At 44.0% G+C, this 22,979-nt stretch carries 18 protein-coding genes and 1 tRNA gene; 4 read left to right on the forward strand and 15 right to left on the reverse strand.

Going from position 1 to position 22,979, the window contains the following annotated elements:
• Positions 1-9 precede the first annotated feature (9 nt).
• The 8 genes from A596_RS13765 to A596_RS13800 all read right to left on the reverse strand — a co-directional run bounded on the left by A596_RS13765 (position 10) and on the right by A596_RS13800 (position 11,139).
• The gene (locus A596_RS13765; RefSeq protein ID WP_039915814.1) at positions 10-1,149 is read right to left on the reverse strand and encodes a glycosyltransferase family 2 protein; all 1,140 of its coding nucleotides are present in this window, start codon (positions 1,147-1,149) and stop codon (positions 10-12) included.
• Between the two features lie 9 nt (positions 1,150-1,158).
• On the reverse strand, positions 1,159-2,595 hold the full coding sequence (gene xrt / locus A596_RS13770) for an exosortase (protein WP_039915817.1): 1,437 nt from the start codon (positions 2,593-2,595) through the stop codon (positions 1,159-1,161).
• Between the two features lie 115 nt (positions 2,596-2,710).
• A complete protein-coding gene (locus A596_RS13775) occupies positions 2,711-5,344 on the reverse strand; it encodes a tetratricopeptide repeat protein (RefSeq protein ID WP_235425731.1) in 2,634 nt (877 codons plus the stop codon).
• A 30-nt stretch (positions 5,345-5,374) separates the two neighbouring features.
• A complete protein-coding gene (locus A596_RS13780; protein ID WP_039915821.1) occupies positions 5,375-6,667 on the reverse strand; it encodes a porin family protein in 1,293 nt (430 codons plus the stop codon).
• Positions 6,668-6,697: 30 nt separating this feature from the next.
• On the reverse strand, positions 6,698-7,483 hold the full coding sequence (locus A596_RS13785; RefSeq protein ID WP_039915823.1) for a tyrosine-protein kinase family protein: 786 nt from the start codon (positions 7,481-7,483) through the stop codon (positions 6,698-6,700).
• Between the two features lie 14 nt (positions 7,484-7,497).
• A complete protein-coding gene (locus A596_RS13790; RefSeq protein ID WP_039915825.1) occupies positions 7,498-9,015 on the reverse strand; it encodes an XrtA system polysaccharide chain length determinant in 1,518 nt (505 codons plus the stop codon).
• A 68-nt stretch (positions 9,016-9,083) separates the two neighbouring features.
• Positions 9,084-9,593, reverse strand: a complete 510-nt coding sequence (locus A596_RS13795; protein ID WP_039916214.1) for an XrtA/PEP-CTERM system exopolysaccharide export protein — start codon at positions 9,591-9,593, stop codon at positions 9,084-9,086.
• 151 nt (positions 9,594-9,744) lie between these two features.
• Entirely contained in the window at positions 9,745-11,139 is a 1,395-nt protein-coding gene (locus A596_RS13800; protein ID WP_039915826.1) for a TIGR03013 family XrtA/PEP-CTERM system glycosyltransferase, read from the reverse strand.
• A gap of 225 nt (positions 11,140-11,364) precedes the next feature.
• On the opposite strand from A596_RS13800, the gene tviB reads away from it, so the two are divergent.
• From tviB to A596_RS13820, 4 genes are all read left to right on the forward strand, one after another.
• Positions 11,365-12,639 carry a Vi polysaccharide biosynthesis UDP-N-acetylglucosamine C-6 dehydrogenase TviB gene (gene tviB, locus A596_RS13805; protein WP_039915828.1) on the forward strand — a complete coding sequence of 425 codons (1,275 nt, stop codon included), beginning with the start codon at positions 11,365-11,367 and terminating at the stop codon, positions 12,637-12,639.
• 16 nt (positions 12,640-12,655) lie between these two features.
• Positions 12,656-13,663 carry an NAD-dependent epimerase gene (locus A596_RS13810; RefSeq protein ID WP_039915830.1) on the forward strand — a complete coding sequence of 336 codons (1,008 nt, stop codon included), beginning with the start codon at positions 12,656-12,658 and terminating at the stop codon, positions 13,661-13,663.
• Between the two features lie 119 nt (positions 13,664-13,782).
• Positions 13,783-14,676 (forward strand): XrtA system polysaccharide deacetylase, encoded by an 894-nt coding sequence (locus A596_RS13815; protein WP_039915832.1) that lies wholly within the window; start codon positions 13,783-13,785, stop codon positions 14,674-14,676.
• Between the two features lie 79 nt (positions 14,677-14,755).
• Positions 14,756-14,832 (forward strand) — tRNA-Arg (locus A596_RS13820).
• Positions 14,833-14,856: 24 nt separating this feature from the next.
• Here the strand turns inward: A596_RS13820 and A596_RS13825 are convergent.
• From A596_RS13825 to A596_RS13855, 7 genes are all read right to left on the reverse strand, one after another.
• Positions 14,857-15,891, reverse strand: coding sequence for an acyltransferase family protein (locus A596_RS13825; RefSeq protein WP_052417513.1), 1,035 nt, complete (start codon positions 15,889-15,891; stop codon positions 14,857-14,859).
• A 45-nt stretch (positions 15,892-15,936) separates the two neighbouring features.
• Complete coding sequence (locus A596_RS22175) at positions 15,937-17,853, reverse strand: acyltransferase family protein (RefSeq protein ID WP_160280144.1); 1,917 nt, start codon at positions 17,851-17,853, stop codon at positions 15,937-15,939.
• Positions 17,854-18,026: 173 nt separating this feature from the next.
• The gene (locus A596_RS13835) at positions 18,027-19,787 is read right to left on the reverse strand and encodes a hypothetical protein (protein WP_039915834.1); all 1,761 of its coding nucleotides are present in this window, start codon (positions 19,785-19,787) and stop codon (positions 18,027-18,029) included.
• 5 nt (positions 19,788-19,792) lie between these two features.
• Entirely contained in the window at positions 19,793-20,938 is a 1,146-nt protein-coding gene (gene rffA, locus A596_RS13840) for a dTDP-4-amino-4,6-dideoxygalactose transaminase (protein ID WP_039915835.1), read from the reverse strand.
• Entirely contained in the window at positions 20,925-21,383 is a 459-nt protein-coding gene (locus tag A596_RS13845) for a GtrA family protein (RefSeq protein WP_052417515.1), read from the reverse strand. Before A596_RS13845 ends, rffA begins: the two co-directional genes overlap by 14 nt.
• Entirely contained in the window at positions 21,380-21,946 is a 567-nt protein-coding gene (locus A596_RS13850) for an acyltransferase (RefSeq protein ID WP_039915837.1), read from the reverse strand. Before A596_RS13850 ends, A596_RS13845 begins: the two co-directional genes overlap by 4 nt.
• Before the next feature lie 30 nt (positions 21,947-21,976).
• Positions 21,977-22,936: a glycosyltransferase family 2 protein gene (locus A596_RS13855; RefSeq protein WP_039915839.1), complete on the reverse strand. Its 960-nt coding sequence runs from the start codon at positions 22,934-22,936 to the stop codon at positions 21,977-21,979.
• Between the last annotated feature and the right edge of the window lie 43 nt (positions 22,937-22,979).

The raw sequence follows: 22,979 nt of genomic DNA on the forward strand, positions 1-22,979 counted from the left end.
CAATAGCACCTAACCGACCCTGGGTTTCCAAATAACAATTTTTTCGCCTTTAATAAACTTCAGGAATGCCATTGCTGCCGCAACATTTATTAAACAAAAATAATTGGCTAACGCCAGCCAACGATTTCTGGTTCCATCATTCAATGACACAAACGCTGCCGCGCCGTAAAAAATAATCTGGATTAAAAATGTATATTGATAAAACCAACCCTCACCGGTAACCAAGCCATTGCTTACGAACACCAGAATCAGAGGGATAAACGCAAGATAACGCAACAATTTATGTGAAAACAATTGCAAACTAAATAAGCCATAATTACCGGGATTGAATAAATGTTTCATATCCCACATGGCCCAAAAAGCACGCAGCGATACCCGTACACGCATACGGAATTCCGATTGGGAATTGCTTAAGGATTCCTCGTTCAACAATGCTTCTTCACAATAAATAACACGTTTACCCTGAGTGACGACTTTAAGTGGTAAAACAAAATCGGGTAACTGATCTGCACTCATGGGTTGGTACAAAGATTTTCTCACCGCGTCCACACCGCCATCCACGCCAACAACAGATGAGACATCAGCTTCCAGGCGGCGCAAATGATTTTCATATTTCATATAGGCGCTGCAACCATCGCCGATCACATTGCCTTCTTCGTTTACATACACCATTTTTCCGGTGACATAACCAACATCCGGATCAGCAAAGCACGCAACCAGTTTTTCAATCGCATCAGGTTGGTAATGGCTATTCGCATCAGAAAATACAATGATCTCACCGGTAGTATGTGGCATCGCCAAATTCAAACCCGACGTTTTTCCCTGACGCGGGACTTGTCGAACTAATTTCACACGCGAGTTTTGTTCTGCAATTTCTGTCACTATTTCGTCAGTTTTATCCTCCGACTCATCTGAAATTACAATAATATCGATGAGGTCAGCGGGATATGTTTGCGCAAGTTTATTTTCAATGGTTGCGCGAATAACCTTTTCCTCATTGAATGCTGGAATCAACACCGTAACGCGCGGCTTTTCTGTCGCCAACGCATCGCGCTTGATTGGCTTTTTCGGCAGGAAACGCAATAACAACGGATAACCCGCATAAATATAAATAACCAATAAACCTGATAACCAAAACAGCAGTTCCATAGTTAACCTTTAGTTGATAATTAATTCGTTAATACCCAGCAGTTGTTGTACTGCATCATCACAGCTGTTGTTTGCACATTCAGTTTGAAGTGTAATTATTGAAAAATAGTTATTCCCGCTTAACAGTGCAGGGATTTGCAGTAGCTTGGCCTTTGGCACTGTTGGAGCGCGATACCCGCCTACATCGAACCATTGCAATTGCACCACTTTACGCACGCCGGATTTCTGCCGAAGGATATCGATACGCACCTGGTTATTTTTTGCAGCCATGATTTTACTGCTATCAATCACCCATGCTTCGGTATCGAACTGATGCGCAATATAAGGAACCAAGCGCTCTTTGCGGGTTTCAGGATAATATTGGTCAATTCGCAAACGTGCGGAATCAACCTGGTAGCTATGGTGGATTTTACTGGGAGGCAACTCCATTTGAACCGGCATGGGGTGATAACTTTGATGAAAATAATCAGCATCCAATTTGTAGACTGGAGGCTTTGTCCCTGCGGTCGGGTTTATGATAAATGCGAGAATAACCCCGGGTATCAATAGCAGTATTAACACCGCTAATTTTTTCCAACCGACTACCGAAGGGGTTAAAACAGGCGTGTGTGCGACCCTGCGAATTACCGGCGCAAAATAAATCGCGGGAAAACAAACAAGGGCAAAAATAACCCAGCCAAAAGTTTCATGGTCCGACATTAAAGAACTTTGCATTTCAGTGTAGTAACCTACCAGGATGAGGCCGAAAATCCTTATCCAATTCGCAACCAAACCCAGAACGCCAGCCAAAATCAAACAGACAATTACGCCTTTTTCGCGATAGCCGTTGAGATAACTTATTGCATGGCCCATCGCCAGGGAAATAATTAAATAACGCAATCCCGAACAACCATCCGCAATCATAATGTGGCCAGATGGAATAAAAATACTGCTGCCATCAATTAACGCAGGTATTTGCATCCAACGCACCATCACACCTACCACCAGGCTCGCCAATTCCACTAATGGAGTAGTGAGATAATCCCAAACCGGTAATGTAAAAATTGGCAATAGTAGTAAAAATCGTTGCTGCCAAAATGTTTTTAATCCAAATACCCAGGAGATACTTAAATACAACAATGGTAACAGTATCAGTTGTTCAAATAATTTAATTTGGACCAACTGAAACAAAAACCATGCGAGACTTAAACCGATTAATGCAATAACCAGCAATATATCTACTGCAATATGTTGTCGATGAATTGCCAGGGGGCTTGCTTTGAATAACAGGTAGGCAAACCATAACAACAAGGGATAAGCATGGGATAACGATTGATCCCATTGGCTCCACTCGCTTGCAAGACCGGCGAAGGTTTGCCAAAAAAGTAAGGGCAGCACAGCAATTACCGCAAATGGCAGTAATTTTGCCGGTGCAAAAGTCTTTGTGTTTTGTGCGTTATTTTCCATGGCTTTGCCTGGACTACCCCTGGAGTGATTATTTGCTCTGCAAACAACCCGGTCAGACTAAAAATAAAAACTGGGCCATTGGAGGCCCAGTTATCTCGATTTTTTACATTAAATATTACTGATTTTTTAACCTTGTTTTCGCTTCTTGTAAGTGCTGCTTTATTTCAACATTATTTTGATCTGCTGCAACTGCACGCTCAAGCAATTCAACACCTTCCGCCACTTTTCCATGTTCAACCAATATCCATCCGTAGGTGTCCAATATTGCCGGTACAGTTGGCGCTAGCTCATAGGCTTTTTTGGCAGTTTCCAATGCACGCGGATCTTTAGCCAAATGATAATTCCACGCCAGATTATTCAGTACTGCAGGCGAAGATGGATCTTTTTGCACAATTTCTTCGTAATATTTGGTGGCAGTAGGAATGTCATTGCTGGCCTGGGCATTCATCGCCAACACCAAACCTGCTTTGCGGCTTTGTGGTAACTTTTCTTTCCACTCTGCAGCAAAAGTGCGGCTGGCATCATTTTTAGTCTGCGTGTAATAAGTGAATATTGTCTCTGCAACCAGCTCATTAGGTTGCAGCGCCCAGGATTTCAGATATTCCTTTAACGCCTCTTCCGGTTTTCCCTCTGCCATACGGATTTTACCTTGTAAAAAAGTTTTCCCTGGCAAGGTTTCTTGTGTCTGTGTAAATTGATCCAGCAACTTCTGGGCTTCCGGAATATTTTTACTAACCAACTCGGTCTCTATTAAACCAGCAAGGTAATCCAGGTTATCCGGGATTAATGCTATCGCTTTTGCTGAATAGCTTTGTGCTTCAACCAGCTTATTAGCCGCACGTAATTCAGCGCTGTAGGCGTGATACAGATTTGCGGTCATCTTTTTTACATTGTCTGAGTTGCGGCTTTTTTCCAATGCTTTTTCAATGTAAGGAATAGCAGCAGCGCTTTGTTTACTCACAAATAACAATTGCGCCAATACTGCGGAGGGCTGCCAATCTTCCGATTTACTGGCCAGGGTTTGCAAAAACTCCTGCGCTTCTTTCAGGCGATCCTGCTGCGCCATAAGTGCGAGCCAGGGCCTGTAGGCATTAACATTTTTTGGCTCGGCCTCAAGCAAGGATTGCCAGGCATTCACTGCTTTTAAGGGTTGGTTTTGCTCACTGTATAATTGCGCAAGCCCAGCATAAGAGAGGGATTTCTCGGTGTTATCTTTAATTGATAATGCTTTTTCAAATTGCTTTTCCGCTACCGCATATTCTTTCTTGGTTAACGAATACCAACCACTAAGGAAAGAGGCGCGAGGGCTATCCGGATATTTTTGCTGCAAATCATTAATAACTGCCCGGGCGCGATCATCATCACCTTGTTGCAATAACATTTTCAGATAAGCTTCTTCAACCAATAAATCCAATGGTTTGGCTTCATAAGCTTTTTGCAATTGCGCCAACGCTTGTTCAGGCTGCTGCAATTCGGTGTAACGTTTTGCAAGTGCAATGCGCAAACGCTGTTGCTGCGGATCCAATGCAAGGCTTTTCTCCAGCGCGATTCCGCCTTCGGAACTGGTAGGTTCACGATCCAAAAGAGCAAGGCCATAGGTCGCCAGTATTGCAGCGTTATTAGGTTGGCTTTGTGCAGCGTCTTTTAATAATTTAACCGCGTCATCTACTTGGTTGGAACGGAATTTCGCTAAAGCCGCTGCTTGAATTACAGTTGGCGTAGCAGTTTCCGGATCAATAAATTGATCGAATAAATCAATCGCACTCTTATCAGAGCCTTGTTGGAATTCAATCATGCCCAATAAGGTTGCTGTATTTTTATCGTCAGGGTATTGCTCGCGCAATTCCTTTAATAATTTCTCAGCATCGCCCAATTTGCCTTGCTGGTAGTATTCCATTGCATCAGTAAATTTTTGTTGGGCAGCATTGCGTTCGGGGTTAGCCTCTGCAAGCAATTTTTGATAGACATAAGCTTCGCTGGTGCGGCCCTGCTGGATGAGGACATCCGTCAGTAACGACAACACTTTGGCCCGGTCTATGGTGATTACATCAGTAGCGGGCAACAATCCCAATGCTTTGGTGTAGTGTTGCTCAGCATCTTGTAATTGGTTTTTGTAAGCGGATAAATTACCCAGCAAAATTAGTGCTTTTAAATGGTTAGGATCTTTTTGGAGGGTTGCCTGCAGTGAGGTAATCGCTTCATCAGTTTGACCCTGCGCGAGCTGGAAACTTGCTTCGAGATAACCTATGTCAGCAACGCTGCCATTTGCGGCGCGGAATTTTTCCAACGCAACCTGATATGCATCTTTATCGCCTAATGCAATATTGGCTTGGGCAGCAATGAATTGTTGCTGTTGTACCAACACTGGAGAAGCTTCGGGAGCTGGATGCGTTTCAAGAATATTAAGTGCGGTGCGGTATTTTTTTACCGCAAAATGCGCCTCAGCCAATTCCGAGGCCGCAGCAGGAATTTGTTCAACGCGCGACTCCAATAAATTGATAGTAGAAGCGTAAGCACCTGTCTGATTATAAATTTTTGCTAATGCAATATACGCTTCCGGTGAATCGGGCACCAATTGGATTGCACTTTTAGCCTCCAACATGGCCGCTCGCAATTGACCTTGCTGCTGGTAAACAGCGGCAGAATTTTGATGGCGCAATGCGGTTTCTGCATTTTCTTGTTTGTTTTGACCACATCCCGCTAGCAACAGCCCCAGGCCTAGCGCAGTTATTTGTGTAATTTTTTTCATGGAATTTACCATTCCTGTTATCAATAAGGGTTAGAACCTGTGGCTAAGCGTTATTCCTGACCTTAGCTCGGTATAATCTTGTAACTCGCTATCCGATTCGCGTTCAAACTCAGATGCGAATAAACGTACGCTGGTACCGCCGGAAAAGTTGTAACTGTAATAAACACCGATTTGGGTTGTATCAAAGTCTTCGATGGGGCTCTTGCCTTCAAATTCCTGTTGGCGCAATTGAATGCGCGCACCAATATTTGCCGAACGCGATAAGTTGTACCCTACACCCAATGCAACCCCATTGCTTTGCTCTTGCCGCTCCTGCGTAAGGTATTCGCGCTCTTCAGCAACACCACTCAGGTTCAATGTGCAACGATCACAGAGTGCTGTGGTTCTCCAGGATAACTGGGCACGTTTCAGAACTATGCGATCCGGTTTATTTGAACCCGAATCACCGAAACCTGAATCTTCGCCAAAAGCATTATCACCCAGGCCCATCGATGAATCGCTGCTTTGCTCTGTAACCGACAAATCCCACTGGTTGTACCCCGTTGCATAACTGGCAGTAACCAAATAGTAAGGATTAGTGTCTGCTTCATCGCCTTTATCAAACTGGGATTGCATTTTGCTCTGCCCAAGTTCCAGTTTGTATTGCAGTTTGCGCAATTGCGCCGCGTAACTTACCGCATAGGATTGCATGCGATAATCAAGTTCCGGAAGAAATTCAAAATCTACATCGGTATGACTGATAAAAATACCAAGGAGGTCGACACTGGAAAATGAATGTTGCAAACCGGTTGTTGCGCCTTCTCGCTGTGAATTACTCAGCGTCTGGTAACGATAATCCACATCGGTAGCATTACCCTGGATAAAAAAAGTATCTGTTGGGGTAATTCGCGTATGAAATGACGGCTGGATAGTGAGGATCTGTTTTTCATCCTGATTTTCTTCAAGATCAATTGCATCAGCAGAAACCAGTTGTTTTTGACGCACATGCAAAACACGCAGATCAACCAGGTGATGATCCTTACCTATTTTAAAACTGGTGCGACCGGTTAACGAATCGCGATCTCTCTGGCTCTCCTTGTCATAATATTTTTTTGCTGCAGCGTAATTGGTATCCAGCTCTATCAGATCATTTTCATAGAGTGCAAAAACACCTGCCTGCAATGTATCCTGGCGTTCACTGATTTCATTTTCAGGAGCACGTAAGGCATTATCAGATTGCTCTGTGGTTGCAGATAATATTGCACCGTACGTTTGTTGTTTTTCCTCAACAGCAGACGCGTTAGCACATGCAATCACCAATGCAAGGAGGGAAACTCTTTTCATGTAGCGCATCTCCTTTTATCAGTGTACAACCTAGTTATTAAAGACCAACCCGGCAAAACGTTCTTTACCAACAGCATCGACCGCCGCAAGCACTTCGTCAGTAACGGCAGTTCCGTAAGGCACCACTAGCAGCGCGTGATCACAATAACGTGAAAGAATCCGCGCCTCTGTTGAAACCTGCACTGAAGGTGCATCAAGTACGATAAAACGATCCGGATAGCGGGATTTAATTTCAGCTACAAATACTTCCATCCGTTTGGAGTTAAAAAACTCTGCTGCAGATTCACTGGAACCACCGGAGGGAATAACACGCAAACGCTCGATGCCACTTGGATAAATAATGCTTTTCAACGGCACGGTGTAATCAGTCAAATATTGCGTAAGGCCGTTTTCCACATCCTGGGTGATATAGCGTTCAGCTGCAGATGCATAGGGATTACAATCAACGTAGAGCGCCGTTTTGTGTTGGTCCAACGCAAATGTTGCGGCAAGGTTAAAAGAGAAAAAACTGGAACCGCCACTGGCAGATACCGAACTGACCAGTACCACCATGTTATCGGTTTTATTTTTCTCCAACAGGCGGATGCGCACTTCACGAAAGGCGTTCAACAATTCCCGCTGGCGCATTCCGGTAAAAACGATTTTCTTTTCGTAGAGCTCATCCTGCCCCCACAATACGGGCAACTCCATATTTTTAATTTGTTCGCGCTTGCGATGCTCAAGCACGGCGGTCTTTACCAATTGTTCACTCGTCTCCACCAGTGAATCGACACCTGCCATGAGTTGCTTGAGGCTATATTCTTTTGTCTTTTCCATTTTCGTTACCTGAATTAGCCCCTGGTAATTTGCCAATAAATGCTAATTGCCGCATACAACCCCATGGCCAGCAATGAAACAAAAAATACCGCCAGCATATCTTTCTTAAGCAATCTATCGCCTAACGGGGAATGGTAATGCGGGATTACACCAATTAATTCGATATCATTCGGCAATTGTTTTTGCAGTGCTCTGGCTGAACGTAAATGCGGATCAAACAATACAAAAGCAATCAACAATGCGATTGGTACTATCAACCCCAAAAACGGGCCGACAAAAGCAAAATGGATAAAATAAAAACCGGAGGGTTTGAGCGGGAAAGTTGCTGGTTCCTGTATGCGATAACTAACACCCTGACCTTCAATATCCAGGGTCATGGATAAGCGGGCCGATTCTTTTTTCTGCAACATTTCTTCATAGGTTTTGCGAATCACATCGTAATCGCGCGTCAATTCGGAAAACTGCGCCTGATTAGCGGCAACACGTTGTTGACGCTCATATTCTTGCTCTTGCAATGCTGTTAACGATTGCATGCGGCGCTTTTGCGAACGCAAATCCACATCGGCAGCAGCTAATTGTTTGCGCAACTCTTCGTAAAGCGGATTCTCCGTTTTCTGGGTATCCGCATATACATCACCAGCGGATTGCAACTTTTGCATAGTCGCATCCAAATCCGCAATTTGCGCGCGGATGGAAATAATATCGGGATAACCTTCTTCGTAACTCAGCAATAGTTGCTCAAGTTGTGATGTGAGGGCTTGTTTGCGCTGCTTAACTTCGTCAATGCGACCTTTAGTTTGCAAATACTGCCCTTCAGATCCCAACTGTTGCTGGATGGTGTTGTAACGCGCCTGGGATTCTTCAATGGTAATTTTCAGTGCTTCAATTTCCTGACGCAATTGAGCGATACGTCCACTCACTGTCTGTTCAGTGCCATCCGTATTTTGCGAATTGAAATCTTTCAACTTCAGTTCCGCTTGCTCCAATTGTTTTTTATAGGATTGCACCTGAGCGTCAATAAAGTTGTAAGCCCCCAAACTTTCAGCACGTTTTTTCCGGGCAGTGTCTTCAATGAAGACATTCACAATTGCATTCAATATTTCAAATGAGGAATCCGGATTATTAGCGACATAACTGATGCGAAAGTACGCTTTATTGCCTTCACCCTTTACATTCAAACCACTGCGAATCCGCTTGATGGCCAACTCTTCATCATTTTGCGTTGGGTTCTTCGGCAAAAAACCAACTTCTTTTGCGGCTGCCAGCATAATCGCACGGGTCCAGATAATTTCCCGCGCTTGCTCAGAGCGATCAATTTTGGTCACTTCGGCAGAGCCTTTTAATAAGGGCTCGATAATATTGGTTTGATCAGCAAACAGCACTGCGCTGGTGGTATAGGTTTTTGGCCAGGTAATGCCGACCACTAACACCAGAAAACTGATTGCAATAAATATCACTACACACACATAGCGAAATCGAACCAACTCGGCACGAAGCGAGTTCAACAAGTCTTTCAGGTAGGCTTTGTCCATGTAAGATCTCTAGGTATTGAAACATTGCAGGGGCATTGAGCCCCCGACTTGTTGTTCATTGCATCAATTTAAAACGCCCGTTCCGGCACGCTGACGATATCAGACGGCTGCAGGGGGTAATTAGTTTCAACCTGGCCATCACTCATCAAATCATCCAGGCGAATTTTATACACCTTGAGCTCCCCATTAACTTTGCGATACAGGCGAGCCTTGTTCGCCGAGGCAAATTCGTTAGGGCCACCGGCAATCAACACCAGGTCAAGAACAGTCATCCCCTCACGAAATGGAATAGATTGGGGGCTCTTTACTGCACCGGTGATACGCACACGGCGCTGGAAGTCGGAGCTGCTGGGATTGCTAACAATGACAGTAACCTGCGGGCTGCGTACGAAACTGCTGAGGTTCTTGGTGATATTTTGTGAAAGTTCTGTAGCGGTAAGGCTGGCAGCGACAACATCGCCGATCAGCGGCATGGAGATTTTTCCGTCTGGACGCACCGGAACAGCAACAGTCAATTCGGGATTGCGCCATACATTAATTTGCAACGCATCGCCCACACCAATTCGATAGTCATCCATCACACCGGTATCAGACAGTGGTGGAGTGGTACTCAAAGGCTTGCTAGCACAACCACACAACACAATTGCAGCAACCACTAACTGCATTAACCACATGATTTTTTTCACAATCCTTCTCCTTTTGAAGGTGGAATCGAGCGGCAGATCAACATCAGTGCACCCCTTTGCCAAGCAAAACAATTTCAACCGTCTGGATCATAATCAGCATATCCATCAGGAAGCTATGGTTCTTAGTGTAATAGAGATCGTATTGGAGTTTGTTTTTCGCATCTTCCACCGAGGCGCCATAGGGATACTTGAGCTGTGCCCACCCCATCAACCCAGGCTTCACCTTGTGACGAGTTTCATAGAATGGTAATTGCTTTGCAAGCTCGGAAACAAATTCAGGGCGCTCCGGACGCGGCCCTACAAAACTCATGCTGCCGGCAATAACGTTATACAATTGGGGCAACTCATCCAGGCGGGTGTTGCGGATAAACGCTCCAACGCGAGTTATCCGCGAATCATTTTTCTTGGCCCAGACCGCGCCATTTTTTTCCGCATCCTGGCGCATACTGCGAAATTTATAAATACGAAACGGTTTGCCGTTCAAGCCGGTGCGCGTCTGGTGATAAAGCACCGGGCCAGGACTGTCCAAACGCACCGCAATAGCAGTCAATAACATAAATGGCCAAAGCACAATAAAAAATAGAGAGGCCAACGCCAGATCAAACAAGCGTTTGGCAATTAACATGCGCTTGGAATATTTGAAACCATCGGAAAATAACATCCAACTCGGATGCAATAGGTTGATATCGATACGCCCCAATTCGCGCTCGCAAAAACTCAATGCATCGGTGGAATCAATACCCGCCAGCTTGCAATCAAGAAATTGCCCTAACGGAAATGCGTTGCCAGAACTGCGGCGGCGCTCATCCGGGGAAATCACAATCTCGGAGATCTGTTCGCGCTTAACAAAACCGAGCCAATCCTGGGGTTCCCCGATAATTAATTGCGGATCAACCTGGATTGACTCATTGTCGCTAGGAATACATCCGACAATAGTTACACCAAGAACTGCTATTTCAGGAGCCAGATCATCGAGCAACTTCCTGGCCTTGATGCCCGCACCATAGATAACAACACGCCGCTTCAGCTGCTTGGTATCAACCACTTTCAAAAAGATAAAACGGGTCACCACGACCAACGCAGTTGCAATCAACACCCCCCAAAAAATCAATGTCTGGGGAATTAATGCTTCACCAAATATGACGCCGATTAAAAACAGACTGAGGCTTCCCAATAAAAAGAAACTCACCAGAGTACGCAATACCATGCTGCCAAATCCTTCACGGACCAGCGCGAGATACACGCCCATAGATAAGGTGCAACAGGAAAGAACTATTGAGAAGATAGCTATTTGTGTCCAACTGCGCGGCAAATCTTCAACGCCATTGGCAAAGTGATGAGACCACCAGGCAGCCAACGCTAATAAGGCGGCCTCGGTGATACCCAGAAACAGGTAAGGTAGATGTATGTAATGCTTATTGAGCCTGATATAAGACAAACCCGATTCCTTCAGTGAGCCATTGAGTGGTAAAGAGGGCGTGCATTATAGCGAGTTTTATGACAAAAGCTCGACCATCCATGACGTAATTCCGCCAGATCGGCAACTAAACCGGCGACTTAAAGACAAAATGTCGGCCGATTGTAGCGACTGATATCTAAATGCCATAAAAAATATGGTAATTTAGCGCACCTTTGGATCCCCGTTTCGCTAAGGAAACCTCTCATGTTCGCAACCAATCCCAAGCTCTGCGTTATAGGTTTAGGTTATGTCGGCCTGCCACTCGCAGTAGAGTTCGGCAAAAAAATCACCACCCTCGGCTTTGATATTAATCAGGCCCGCGTTGATGCATTGAATCAAGGCGTAGATAGCACGCTTGAATTGGACGCTAATGAGCTGCGCCAAGCCAGCCACTTGAGCTATACCACTGACGAAGCAACCATTAAAGGTGCTGATGTTTATATTGTTACAGTGCCCACGCCAATCAACGATAGCAAGCAACCGGATTTAACCCCGCTGGAAAAAGCTTCTGCTTTATTGGGCCGGGTGATCGCTAAAAACGCCATAGTAGTGTTCGAATCAACCGTATACCCGGGCTGCACAGAAGAAATTTGTGTCCCCATCATCGAAAAAATTTCCGGCTTGAAATTCAATGTGGATTTCTTTGCCGGTTATAGTCCCGAGCGAATTAACCCCGGTGACAAACAACACCGCGTACACAACATCACCAAAATCACTTCGGGTTCAACGCCGGAAGTGGCTGAATATGTCGATCAACTTTATCGCCGAATTGTTGTGGTCGGCACGCACAAAGCGAGCAGTATTAAAGTTGCTGAGGCAGCCAAGGTTATTGAAAATACCCAACGCGATATCAACATCGCCCTGATCAACGAACTCTCATTAATTTTTAAACGTTTGGATATTGATACTATCGAAGTGCTGGAAGCTGCCGGTACCAAATGGAATTTCCTGCCATTCCGCCCCGGCCTGGTGGGCGGACACTGCATTAGCGTTGACCCATACTATCTTACCCACAAAGCGCAGCAGGTTGGCTATAACCCTGAAGTGATTTTGGCAGGCCGCCGCATTAACGATGGCATGGGCACCTTTGTGGCTGAGTCAGTCGTAAAAATGATGACCCAACGTAAATGCCATGTAGTGGACTCCAACATCCTGATCATGGGCCTGACCTTCAAGGAAAACTGCCCTGACCTGCGCAATACTCGCGTAATCGACATTATTAATGAGCTGCGCAACTACAACGCCAACGTATCCGTTTATGATCCCTGGGCTGACGCCGCAGAAGCGCAACACGAATACGGCCTGGAATTAATTAAAGAGCCACAACCCGGCTCTTACGATGCCATCATCCTGTGCGTCGGCCATCAAAAATTCCGCGAACTGGGCGCAGAAGCCATTCGCGCACTCGGTAAACCCAACCATGTGCTCTTTGACGTAAAACATATATTGCCTAAAGAAGCAGTCGATGCACGCCTCTAACTTGTAAGGACCAACTATGAAAGTGTTAGTTACAGGAACAGCGGGCTTTATTGGCTCCACCCTCGCCAAGCGTTTGCTTGCCCGTGGCGATGAGGTTATCGGGATCGATAACCTGAATGATTATTACGATGTGCAAATCAAAAAAGATCGTCTCGCCCGTTTAACTGGCGACAGCGGATTTACCGATATCCGTTGCAACCTGGAAGATAAAACGGCGATCGATAATGTATTTAAAACCCACAAGCCGGATCGCGTTGTTAACCTCGCAGCGCAAGCCGGTGTGCGCTATTCGCTGGTAAATCCACAAGCGTATATCGATGCAAATATCACCGGCTTCCTGAATATCCTGGAAGGCTGCCGCCATTTCGGCACCGACAATCTGGTGTATGCATCAAGCAGCTCAGTGTATGGCCTCAATACGTCTATGCCCTTCTCTGTGCACAACAACGTTGACCATCCTGTCAGCCTGTATGCGACCAGCAAAAAAGCCAATGAATTGATGGCGCATACCTACAGCCACTTATTCAATATCCCCACCACCGGCCTGCGCTTTTTTACCGTCTATGGCCCATGGGGCAGACCGGATATGGCGCTCTTCATCTTCACCAAAAAAATCCTTGCCGGCGAACCGATTGATGTATTCAACTACGGTCACCATCGTCGCGACTTCACCTATATTGATGACATCGTCGAAGGTGTTATCCGCACGGTGGACCAGGTAGCTCCCGTCAATCCAAACTGGAGCGGAGACAAACCCGATCCTGCGACATCCAAAGCGCCTTACCGCATTTACAATATCGGCTCTAATAATCCGGTTGAGCTGTTGCGCTATATCGAAGTGCTGGAAGATTGTTTGGGCAAAAAAGCCATCAAGAATTTATTGCCAATGCAACCCGGTGATGTGCCTGATACTTACGCCAATGTCGATGCATTGATTGAGGATGTAGATTACAAACCCACTACCCCGGTCGAAGTCGGTATAGAAAACTTTGTTAAGTGGTATCGCGATTACTACAAAGTATAAAACTGCACTGTTTGCATGAATGTGCAGTTTTATTTGCTAAACGGCATCGCAAGATGCCGTTTTGGTTTTCAACCCAAACCTATTATTGAACATAACCGCGAACACAAAAGAGTGGCTTTATGAACAACACCGCTATCACCCATGCCATGACTGTCGATGTGGAGGATTATTATCACGTTGCCGCCTTTGCCCAGGTGATCAAACCCGAAGACTGGCCACAATGGCCATCCCGAGTGGAAGCCAATACCGAAAAACTCTTGCAGTTGTTCGATGATAGAAATATCAAAATTACATTTTTTATTTTGGGTTGGGTGGCAGAGCGCTATCCGGAACTGGTCAAAAAAATTCGTGCGCAGGGCCATGAAATTGCCTCGCACGGATACAGCCACCAGTTAATTTACAAACAAACCCCGGAAGTATTTCGCGCAGAAACTGCGAAGTCCAAGCAGATCCTGGAAGACCTGGCACAAACACCTATCACTGGCTATCGCGCCGCCAGTTATTCAATCACGCGCAAATCGCTGTGGGCCCTGGATATTCTTGCCGAACTGGGTTTCACATGGGACTCAAGCATTTTCCCGACTCGCCATGACAACTACGGAATTCCCGGTAGCCCTGAAGAGCCCTACCGTATTATTACCAGCAACGGCACTCCGCTATTAGAATTCCCACTTACTACCGCAAAAGTACTGGGACAATCAGTTCCCGCTGCCGGCGGTGGCTATTTTCGCCAATACCCATATGCGCTATCACGTTGGCTATTTAATCGCGCCAGCCACAATCAAGCAAAGCCGCAGATTTTTTACCTGCACCCCTGGGAAATCGACCCCGACCAGCCTCGCGTCCCCAATGCCAGTTGGTTCAGCAATTTCCGCCACTACACAAACCTGAAACGCTGCATGCCGCGCCTGGAAAATATGATCCGCGACTTCCCCTTCGGCACCATGAGCCAAAGCCTTGGCTCAACCCAAATAACCCGGGAACTGAATATCAGGGAATTAGCAGGAAATTAATTAGGCATCGCCGGTGGACGACCACAGGCAAGATCAGTAAAATCGCGGGCCTTGCGCAAATGCGCATTCCCCAAAATATGCACCTGTAGCTCAGTTGGATAGAGTAGCGGTTTCCGAAGCCGTTGGTCGCTGGTTCGAATCCAGTCAGGTGCGCCATTTTTACCCCGAAAATCCATTCTTTTATCGGATTCTTTTCTTCATCATCCGGATTGCAGGCTTCTCAATTAAATACCAGGAAAAATAACCAACGATGATGGCAATGATCGCAGCTGCAATTTGATTAAATAAAATTCCTTGTGCCGGATACACCATAACCAGGCATTGTTGGATGATGAAGCCATAAATATAAATTCCGTAGGAGGGATCTCCAGGAAACCTCAGGGTTTTGGTGAACAAGGCAGTGCCGCTTAAATAAAGGCAGACGTAAAAAAATACACAATAAAACGCGAGCTGCTGCAATGGCGTTTGCCACATTAAAAATACAGCCCCCAAACACAATACAATGCCTTTTATTCCAAGCACCAATCGGTACCGGAGCAAAGTGGCTAACGCACCAATGCAAAAACAACCACCTAACAAAAGGGGTTCTTTAAATTTTATTAGTTCACTTGGCCACAACGAAACACAATAGAAAATCAGGATGATAATTGCCAATAGCATTAAACCAGCAAAATTATGATGCCACCTAAGTACCAACAAATAAAAAAATATAAGGCTTGCATAACACATCACCTCTAATGGAAGCGTCCACAAAGAGCCATTAACCGTTGATGTTTGAGCATTCGTAAAAACGCCTGGCAATTCCCACTGCAATCCAATAAGTGATGAATTGTGCAACCAATAGCGCCAGGTTTGAGGATGTAACAGATACTCTTCCACCGAAAGACTTGTCACTATCAAGCCAAGCACAAACACAGATAGAAAGATACACACAAATAATCCGGGGAAAATCCTGACTGCGCGACGAAGAAGGAATGGAAAAATTTGTGGCCGGACCAGCAGGCTATGCGTAACCAACAACCCGCTCAGCATAAAAAAAAATTTCACCGCCAGGGAGCCCGAATAGTCAAATCCAAGCCAGTCAAAAACAAAATCACTACCAGCTTCCCCGGGTAAAAATGTAGAAGCATGCCCATAAATTACCAGCAACGCTGCTATTACCCGAAAAATATCAAGATTATTATTTTGTGGTTGCAGCAGCTGTGAAAGAATCATTGGTAACCAACATGAGTGGATCTATGGAAGACCTCTTCACTGAAATTAGTGAGCATTAGGCGGCGGCAAACCCAATGCTTTCAGATCTTTTGCATAATTGTTTGCAATCAACTCCCCCACATAAGTGGCAAAGCCAAAAGAAAGATGATGTACGTCGTAAAACATTGGTTCGCCGTTCGCAAAAGTCAAGCATGACGACAATTCCGAAGTAGGGCAAAGCATCTTGAATTTATTGATATATAAATAGGGTAATGTCTTTGACAACTCCACGGGTGACTCAGCGCGCTCATTCGGCTTAAAGAAAGTTACATAATCAGGGCTTTTACACGCGTCAAAGCTTCCCGCATTATTTTTGATAGTTGCACAATCCATTGATGTTTCTAGATAGCTACCTAAAGCAATTAATTTTATATTCTTATTTTTTTGCATCATATTTTCAAGAATCGACCACATATTGATGGCCACGTACTCAAAACCTGTATGAGTGCTGTAAACAATATGGGTAATTTTATTAAAAAACTTTGGATCACCGAGCATGGCAAAACGCTTCCCACATTGCAGCTCATTTTCTGGTGAATACATTACTCCCTCTTTAATTTCCAAAGAGCAGCCGTTCGTAGTACCAAAAGTAATTAAATTTACGTTTTCATTATTGCCATACAAATAATGAAACATGTTGAAGCCGTCAGGTTCATGGGAATTTCCCAATACCAATATCTGAATAGGTCTATCCATTGGGCATTTAGTGGCATTTTCAAATTCAAGTATCGAACAAGCATTCAGAGTATTTTTATAACGACCAGATTTTCCGCGCTCAATATCAGATGCCGATAAAGGTTTATTATCGTAACGCCAGGTCCAGCCATCAGATAATTTCATACCTAACCCAAGCAAACCAAATAACAGCATTAACGATACACAAAACGCGACGCCCCAACGTTTTATATAATTTGCATCAGCTTTGCGAAAAGGTTGTTCGATACACCAATAACTCACCATCGCTAACACCAAAGTCAGCAGCACCATCAAACTGGTATTTTTTAATGAAATGGTATTTATATTTAAATACCTTGCAAAGACGTAAACCGGCCAATGCATGAGATACAGAGAATAACTTAATTTACCAATCATTAATGCCGGTGCGTTACCTAGCAGCTTTCGCGCACCAAAACTCTCCCCGGTAAGAATAAGCAAAGCAGTACCGAAACAAACTGGCAATGCATTGATATAGGGAAATACAGACGATTTATCCAAAGTAACCATGCTGTAAGTTATTAGTACAACGCCTAGTAGAAATCCTATGTTTTGATGGATGCGCGTGAGCTTATATTTTTTTTCCACCAGTACACAGAGTGCACCCACGGCAAATTCAAATACCCGAAATGGAGTGAGAAAAAACATAGCCGATGCAGAATCGGGCTCATTGCTGGCTACCCAAAGATAGTTCAGTAAAAAACTGCCAGCAAATAAAGTGACAATACCAATTAATAACAACCTGGCACGCACGAGAGCCCACAAAACCAGGGGCCAAAATACATAGAACTGTTCTTCAACGCTGAGCGACCAAGTATGCAGTAGCGGCTTGGTATGTGATGCAACATCAAAATAACCACTCTCATACCAAAACAACAAGTTTGATACAGAAAACGCTGCCGAGGTTAAAGAACCACCAAAAGCCACCAGGTTTTCTGGTGAAAAAAATAGATATACACCTATCGAGGTAATCAGAAATGTAAATGCCAGCGCAGGCAGTAACCTGCGTGCACGACGACGGTAGAAATTTGCAAAATGAATTGTGCGGTCAACCTCCATCTCCCTCAATAACAAACGAGAAATCACAAATCCACTAATTACAAAAAAAATATCAACACCAATAAAGCCCGCAGCAAACCCATTGACACCGAAGTGAAACAACAACACTGCAATTACCGCCAGTGCCCGAATACCATCAATATGCTCCAAATAACTTTTAGATCCCGGGTTCATAACTACTTCTTCACTCTTTCTTTCATTGTGGTATTAGGTAAAAGGCGGTTAGGAGCAAGACACTGGATGTCGTTACCCATCTGGAATATATCAGTGTTGTTATTTTACGATTGTAATGGTTGGTTCAGGTTTAAAGGTTCTGGATGGAATTAATTTTTAACCTCTATCTTCCCTACCAACATGCTTGATTTCCAATTATCGATTGAATATTCGATTTTGTAAAAACCAGGAACGGATTTGTATTCATCGGGTAAATAAAATGTAATTACATCACCTGTAAACACAGTTTCATCAACTGGCTTACCATTAATATTGATTTGGGCTTTAACATCAGAACCTACAATAGGGGTTGATAACTTAATCCAAATACCGTCAGATGATTGGGTGCTGATCACTTGTGGCCCCCAAGCGGATACAGGCGGAGCTTTTATTTGTATCACAGGGAATATTTTATATTTCCACTGAAAATCATGATTAAAAAGGTTTAATTGGTTTTTAATCATTAAATTTAACAATTCGTTTCTTTTAGCTTCCGGCAGCTTGCAAACTGGAGAGGAAAAACTGGTACACCTACCTGCTGGTAACGCGGGATCATTCACATAATCTGCGATTGCCCTGGACTGTCCATCTACCCATTTTGAAATCCAGGGAACAGCCGCATAAGCACTAGTACTGAAGTAAAACTGGGCACATAGCATTATCGGCAAAACAACAACTACGGTTATCTTCCCAACTATTATTTGCCCTTGCGTCAAGGTGGGCCGGAAACAATATTTAATGAACAAAGCAAATGGAATTAATTGATATACGAGCACATATCTAGGCTGGTTTAGATAGCCTATGCCAAACTCCGGCAATCGACCAACAACAATTGCAGCAACCGATAACGTTGCATGCACCAAAATAAATGTAACCAAAAAATCAACGAGGGTTTGCCGCCGCTTTTTAAACACCATTGAAACAAAGTGTTCAATGTAAAAATACAATACAGGAATAGCGATAACCCAGGACAAGAATGTCTGATAGTTACCTGCGCGCGCAAGATGTTCTGAATGAATCAGGGATGATGAAAAAACGATCCGTATAAATTCAAGGTAGAAGCTGATACTTAGTAAATCGATGCTCTTATTACCAGCTTTTGGCTGCGCGGCCCCGCCCATGAAATTAATATTTATAACAATAAAATAAACAGCAACAATAAATGCGGAGCATGCTACCCACATCAATGCTCTTTTTCTGGAAATTTCATTGTCACTGAAAGAAATAAGCCCTACTGCAGTAGTTAAGCTTAACCATGTGATGATACTGGCGGTATCGCCAATCAATATAAAGATAGCGGCGGCGATGAGCATTGCACTAATGGTTAATTGGTATTTCAAAAATTTCCAGGCAAAAAACGATAATAAAAGCGCAAGGAAAAATGGCAAATATGAAAAAGTTACCAACGGCCAGCTATAGAGCTCCCTGCTATTCAGAGAAGTAAAGGTTAGGATTGCAAGCACAAAAAAACCTGCGCCAGATAGCGTGATGGATTGGTTTATTATTTTTTTTATATAAATCGACAGAAACAAAAAGATAGTGAAAACAATCCCGGCAAAACCGGCTATTGCTTCATACTTAAAATCAAGATTAAAAAATTTATAATTGATAAACAAAAAAATCTTGTTTAGTGGTTGCGCGTGGTCTGTTAGACCACGTTTTACAAAAATATCTGTCCATGAAAACCCTTGCTCTATCCATGGTTGAATTTGTGACGCAAGGAAATACCATCCGTCATCGCGTATAATTGGGCTCGCTGCGACACTGATGAAATACATTACGTTGAACAATAAAAAAATTGTCATCGCCACTACAAGTAGCAACATATTTTCAGCTTTTGAATCGAAATTGGGCCGGGCGAGCTTATCCATCAGATTTATTTTGCATCCTCAAAAAAAGAATAGATGGTTTTTATAACCTCATCCTGATATTCCTCCAGGCCGATCCAGAGCGGTAAGCGGACCAACTTTTCTGACATAGCATCTGTTATTGTTAACGCCTCATTAAACCGTCCGAGCCGTAATCCTGCCGGGGCACTATGTAGTGGGACGTAATGAAAAACACTGGAAATTTTCTTCTCTTTTAAAAACTCAATAAAACGGGTTCTGGTAGCCAAATCACTTAACAATAAATAGTACATGTGCGCATTATGTGTAGCGTTATCAGGAACAATCGGGCGGCGAACCAAACCGCGTTGTTCAAGACCTACAAACGATGCGTGGTATTTATTCCAGATATCAAGGCGCTTTGTGGTGATCTCATCTGCCGCTTCCATTTGCGCCCACAAAAAGGCAGCAATCAATTCGCCAGGCAGATAACTTGAGCCAACATCACACCAGGTATATTTATCAACCTGACCACGAAAAAACTGGCTTCTATTAGTCCCTTTCTCGCGAATAATTTCCGCACGTAACGCCAGGGATTCGTCATTGACCAATAACGCACCGCCTTCACCAGAAATAATATTTTTTGTTTCATGAAAACTCAGGCAACCGAAGTGGCCGATTGACCCCAGCGGTTTACCGTTATAAGTAGACATAATTCCCTGAGCTGCGTCTTCTATTACAAATAAATTATGACGATGCGCAATGTCCATAATGACATCCATCTCACACGGCACTCCAGCGTAGTGTACAGGCACTATCGCTTTGGTACGCGGAGTAATTGCTTGCTCAATCAACCCTTCATTAATATTCAGTGTATCGGGGCGAATATCTACAAAAACCGGAACACCGCCCCTTAATACAAATGCATTTGCAGTGGATACAAATGTATAGGAGGGCATAATGATTTCATCACCAGGTTTAATATCAATTAGCAACGCAGCTATCTCTAATGCCGCAGTGCAAGAATGTGTTAATAATGCAGTGTCAGCACCGGTGCGTTTTTCCAGCCATGAATGGCATTTTTTTGTAAATGCACCGTCACCCGCAAGATGTCCGTTAGCGTGAGCTTGCGCTATGTACCAAAGCTCACGGCCGGTCATATAAGGTTTGTTAAAAGGTATATTAACTGGCTGCATAATTTTTCCCGGAGAAAACCCAATATTTAAAAATAACAAATAAGTAAGCGGCAACTACAAATACGGACGCGGCTTGTACCAGCGCGTGTGATAAACCCATATAATCCACAAGAAATAATAGCAATAAAAAATTAATGCCATACCCAATAAGATGAGCAATTAAATAACGGGCAATAGCATGTTTGTAATTTGCCGTGTGGGAAAACGTTAACTTTCTGTGACCGTAAAAACCAATTCCCAGACCGATAACATATACCACTGACATCGATACTTTTGGTTCCGCGCCCCAAACAACCAAGAGTAAATAGCATGCATAAAGCGCAGCATTAATTCCCAAACCAACCAAGCCATATCGCATTAATTGGCGAAAGCCTGTACCTGATAACATTCCATACAGATGCTGGAGTACACTTTTTTTTCCTTCCGACCCTGGGATAGATTTCATTCCTGATTATGCCCTTGTAAATATTCCTGCTCTAACAGCAGCAAATCTTTCTTCCGGGACTTGAGTTTTTTTGCCGGAACACCAAAGTAAACGGACCACGGCTCAGTGGTTTTAGTGACCATACTCATAGCGCCTATTGATGTTCCCTCTTCAACAGTAACACCGGGCAATACAACCGAGCATGTACCCACAATGACATGACGCTTCAGGGTCACCGGTGCTCGCAGAATTTTTTTAAACTTTTCCGGTATTGTTGGATTCGTTAATGTTTTACCCGAGTAATCATCTGATTGGCTAAACACATGGCAGCCGTAAGCCAGCCCACTGAAATCTTCGAGGGTAACACCCAATTCACCACCGGCGACATTGCAAAAAACAGCGATGTGCACATTCCTTCCAATTGACACTTTGCCTGAGACAACACAGAAGTCATCAATACGAGAGTAGTCGCCAATTTCAATTAATTCAGGATTATAGATCGCGGCCTTATCACTGATTTTTACGTCCCGCCCTAGCGATTTGAAACCCATTTCCTGTAGCGATTTTTCACTCAAAAATGCCATCGATTCCTCCCGGATCATTTTTAAATAAATTTATTTATTTAAAAATGTTGATTTACCAACAATATACAAAGGCCGCTTTTTTGTTTCATCAAAAGTCTTTCCGATATAAATACCGAGAATCCCCAGGATTGCGATGATTATCCCACCGATAAAATATAAAGAAACAATCAAACTGCTCCAGCCCATAATTGCTGAACCATAAAAAAATGCCCTTGCTAATATATAAGTACCGTAGATGAACGATACTGTCGCCATCATAAAACCAAAACGAACAGCAAGCCTTAACGGTTTATCGGAATGAGCAATAATTGTATCGGTGGCCAAGCGCCATAGCTTGGAAAATGTGTAGGTTGATTTGCCCTCATAACGCTCAGCATGTTCAACTTCGATACTGGCCGTTGGAAATCCCATCCATTGAACCAACCCACCCAGAAACCGCAATCGTTCACGCATCGTCCGAAAATTTTCTACAACCTTACGCGACATGATACGAAAATTACCAACCTCGCCATCATATTGAATATCAGCCAGGTAACTAAAAACTTTGTAATAACACCAGGATGTAAAACGTTTAATCAGTTTGTCTTTTCTCTGCCCGCGACGAGCCAGAACAACGTCATAACCTTCCAGCGCCTTTTTATGGAGACGCGGAATCTCTTCCGGTTGATCCTGTAGATCACAATCCATTATGACAACCCATTCACCCCTGCAATGATCAAGGCCAGCGGTGATGCCATAATGCTGTCCAAAATTGCGGCTGAATTGCATTCCCCGCACTCGCGGGTCAGCTTTTGCAAGCCGCTCAATAACATTCCAGGATTTATCGCCACCGCAATCTTCGACCAGAATAATTTCAAATTCAGCGGATATTATTTCAAGTGAATTTTTAAGTCTTTCGTATAACTCATCCAGGCACCCTTCCGCTTTGTAAACCGGAACAACAACGGATATATAGGGTGAAGATTCGTTTTTATCATCGACTGCTAGCATTTACTGAAATACCGTATTTGTGTACCAAAAAGACATTAAGCAT

Source organism: Cellvibrio mixtus subsp. mixtus J3-8, from assembly GCF_000766945.1.
Classification (GTDB): Bacteria; Pseudomonadota; Gammaproteobacteria; order Pseudomonadales; family Cellvibrionaceae; genus Cellvibrio; species Cellvibrio mixtus_A.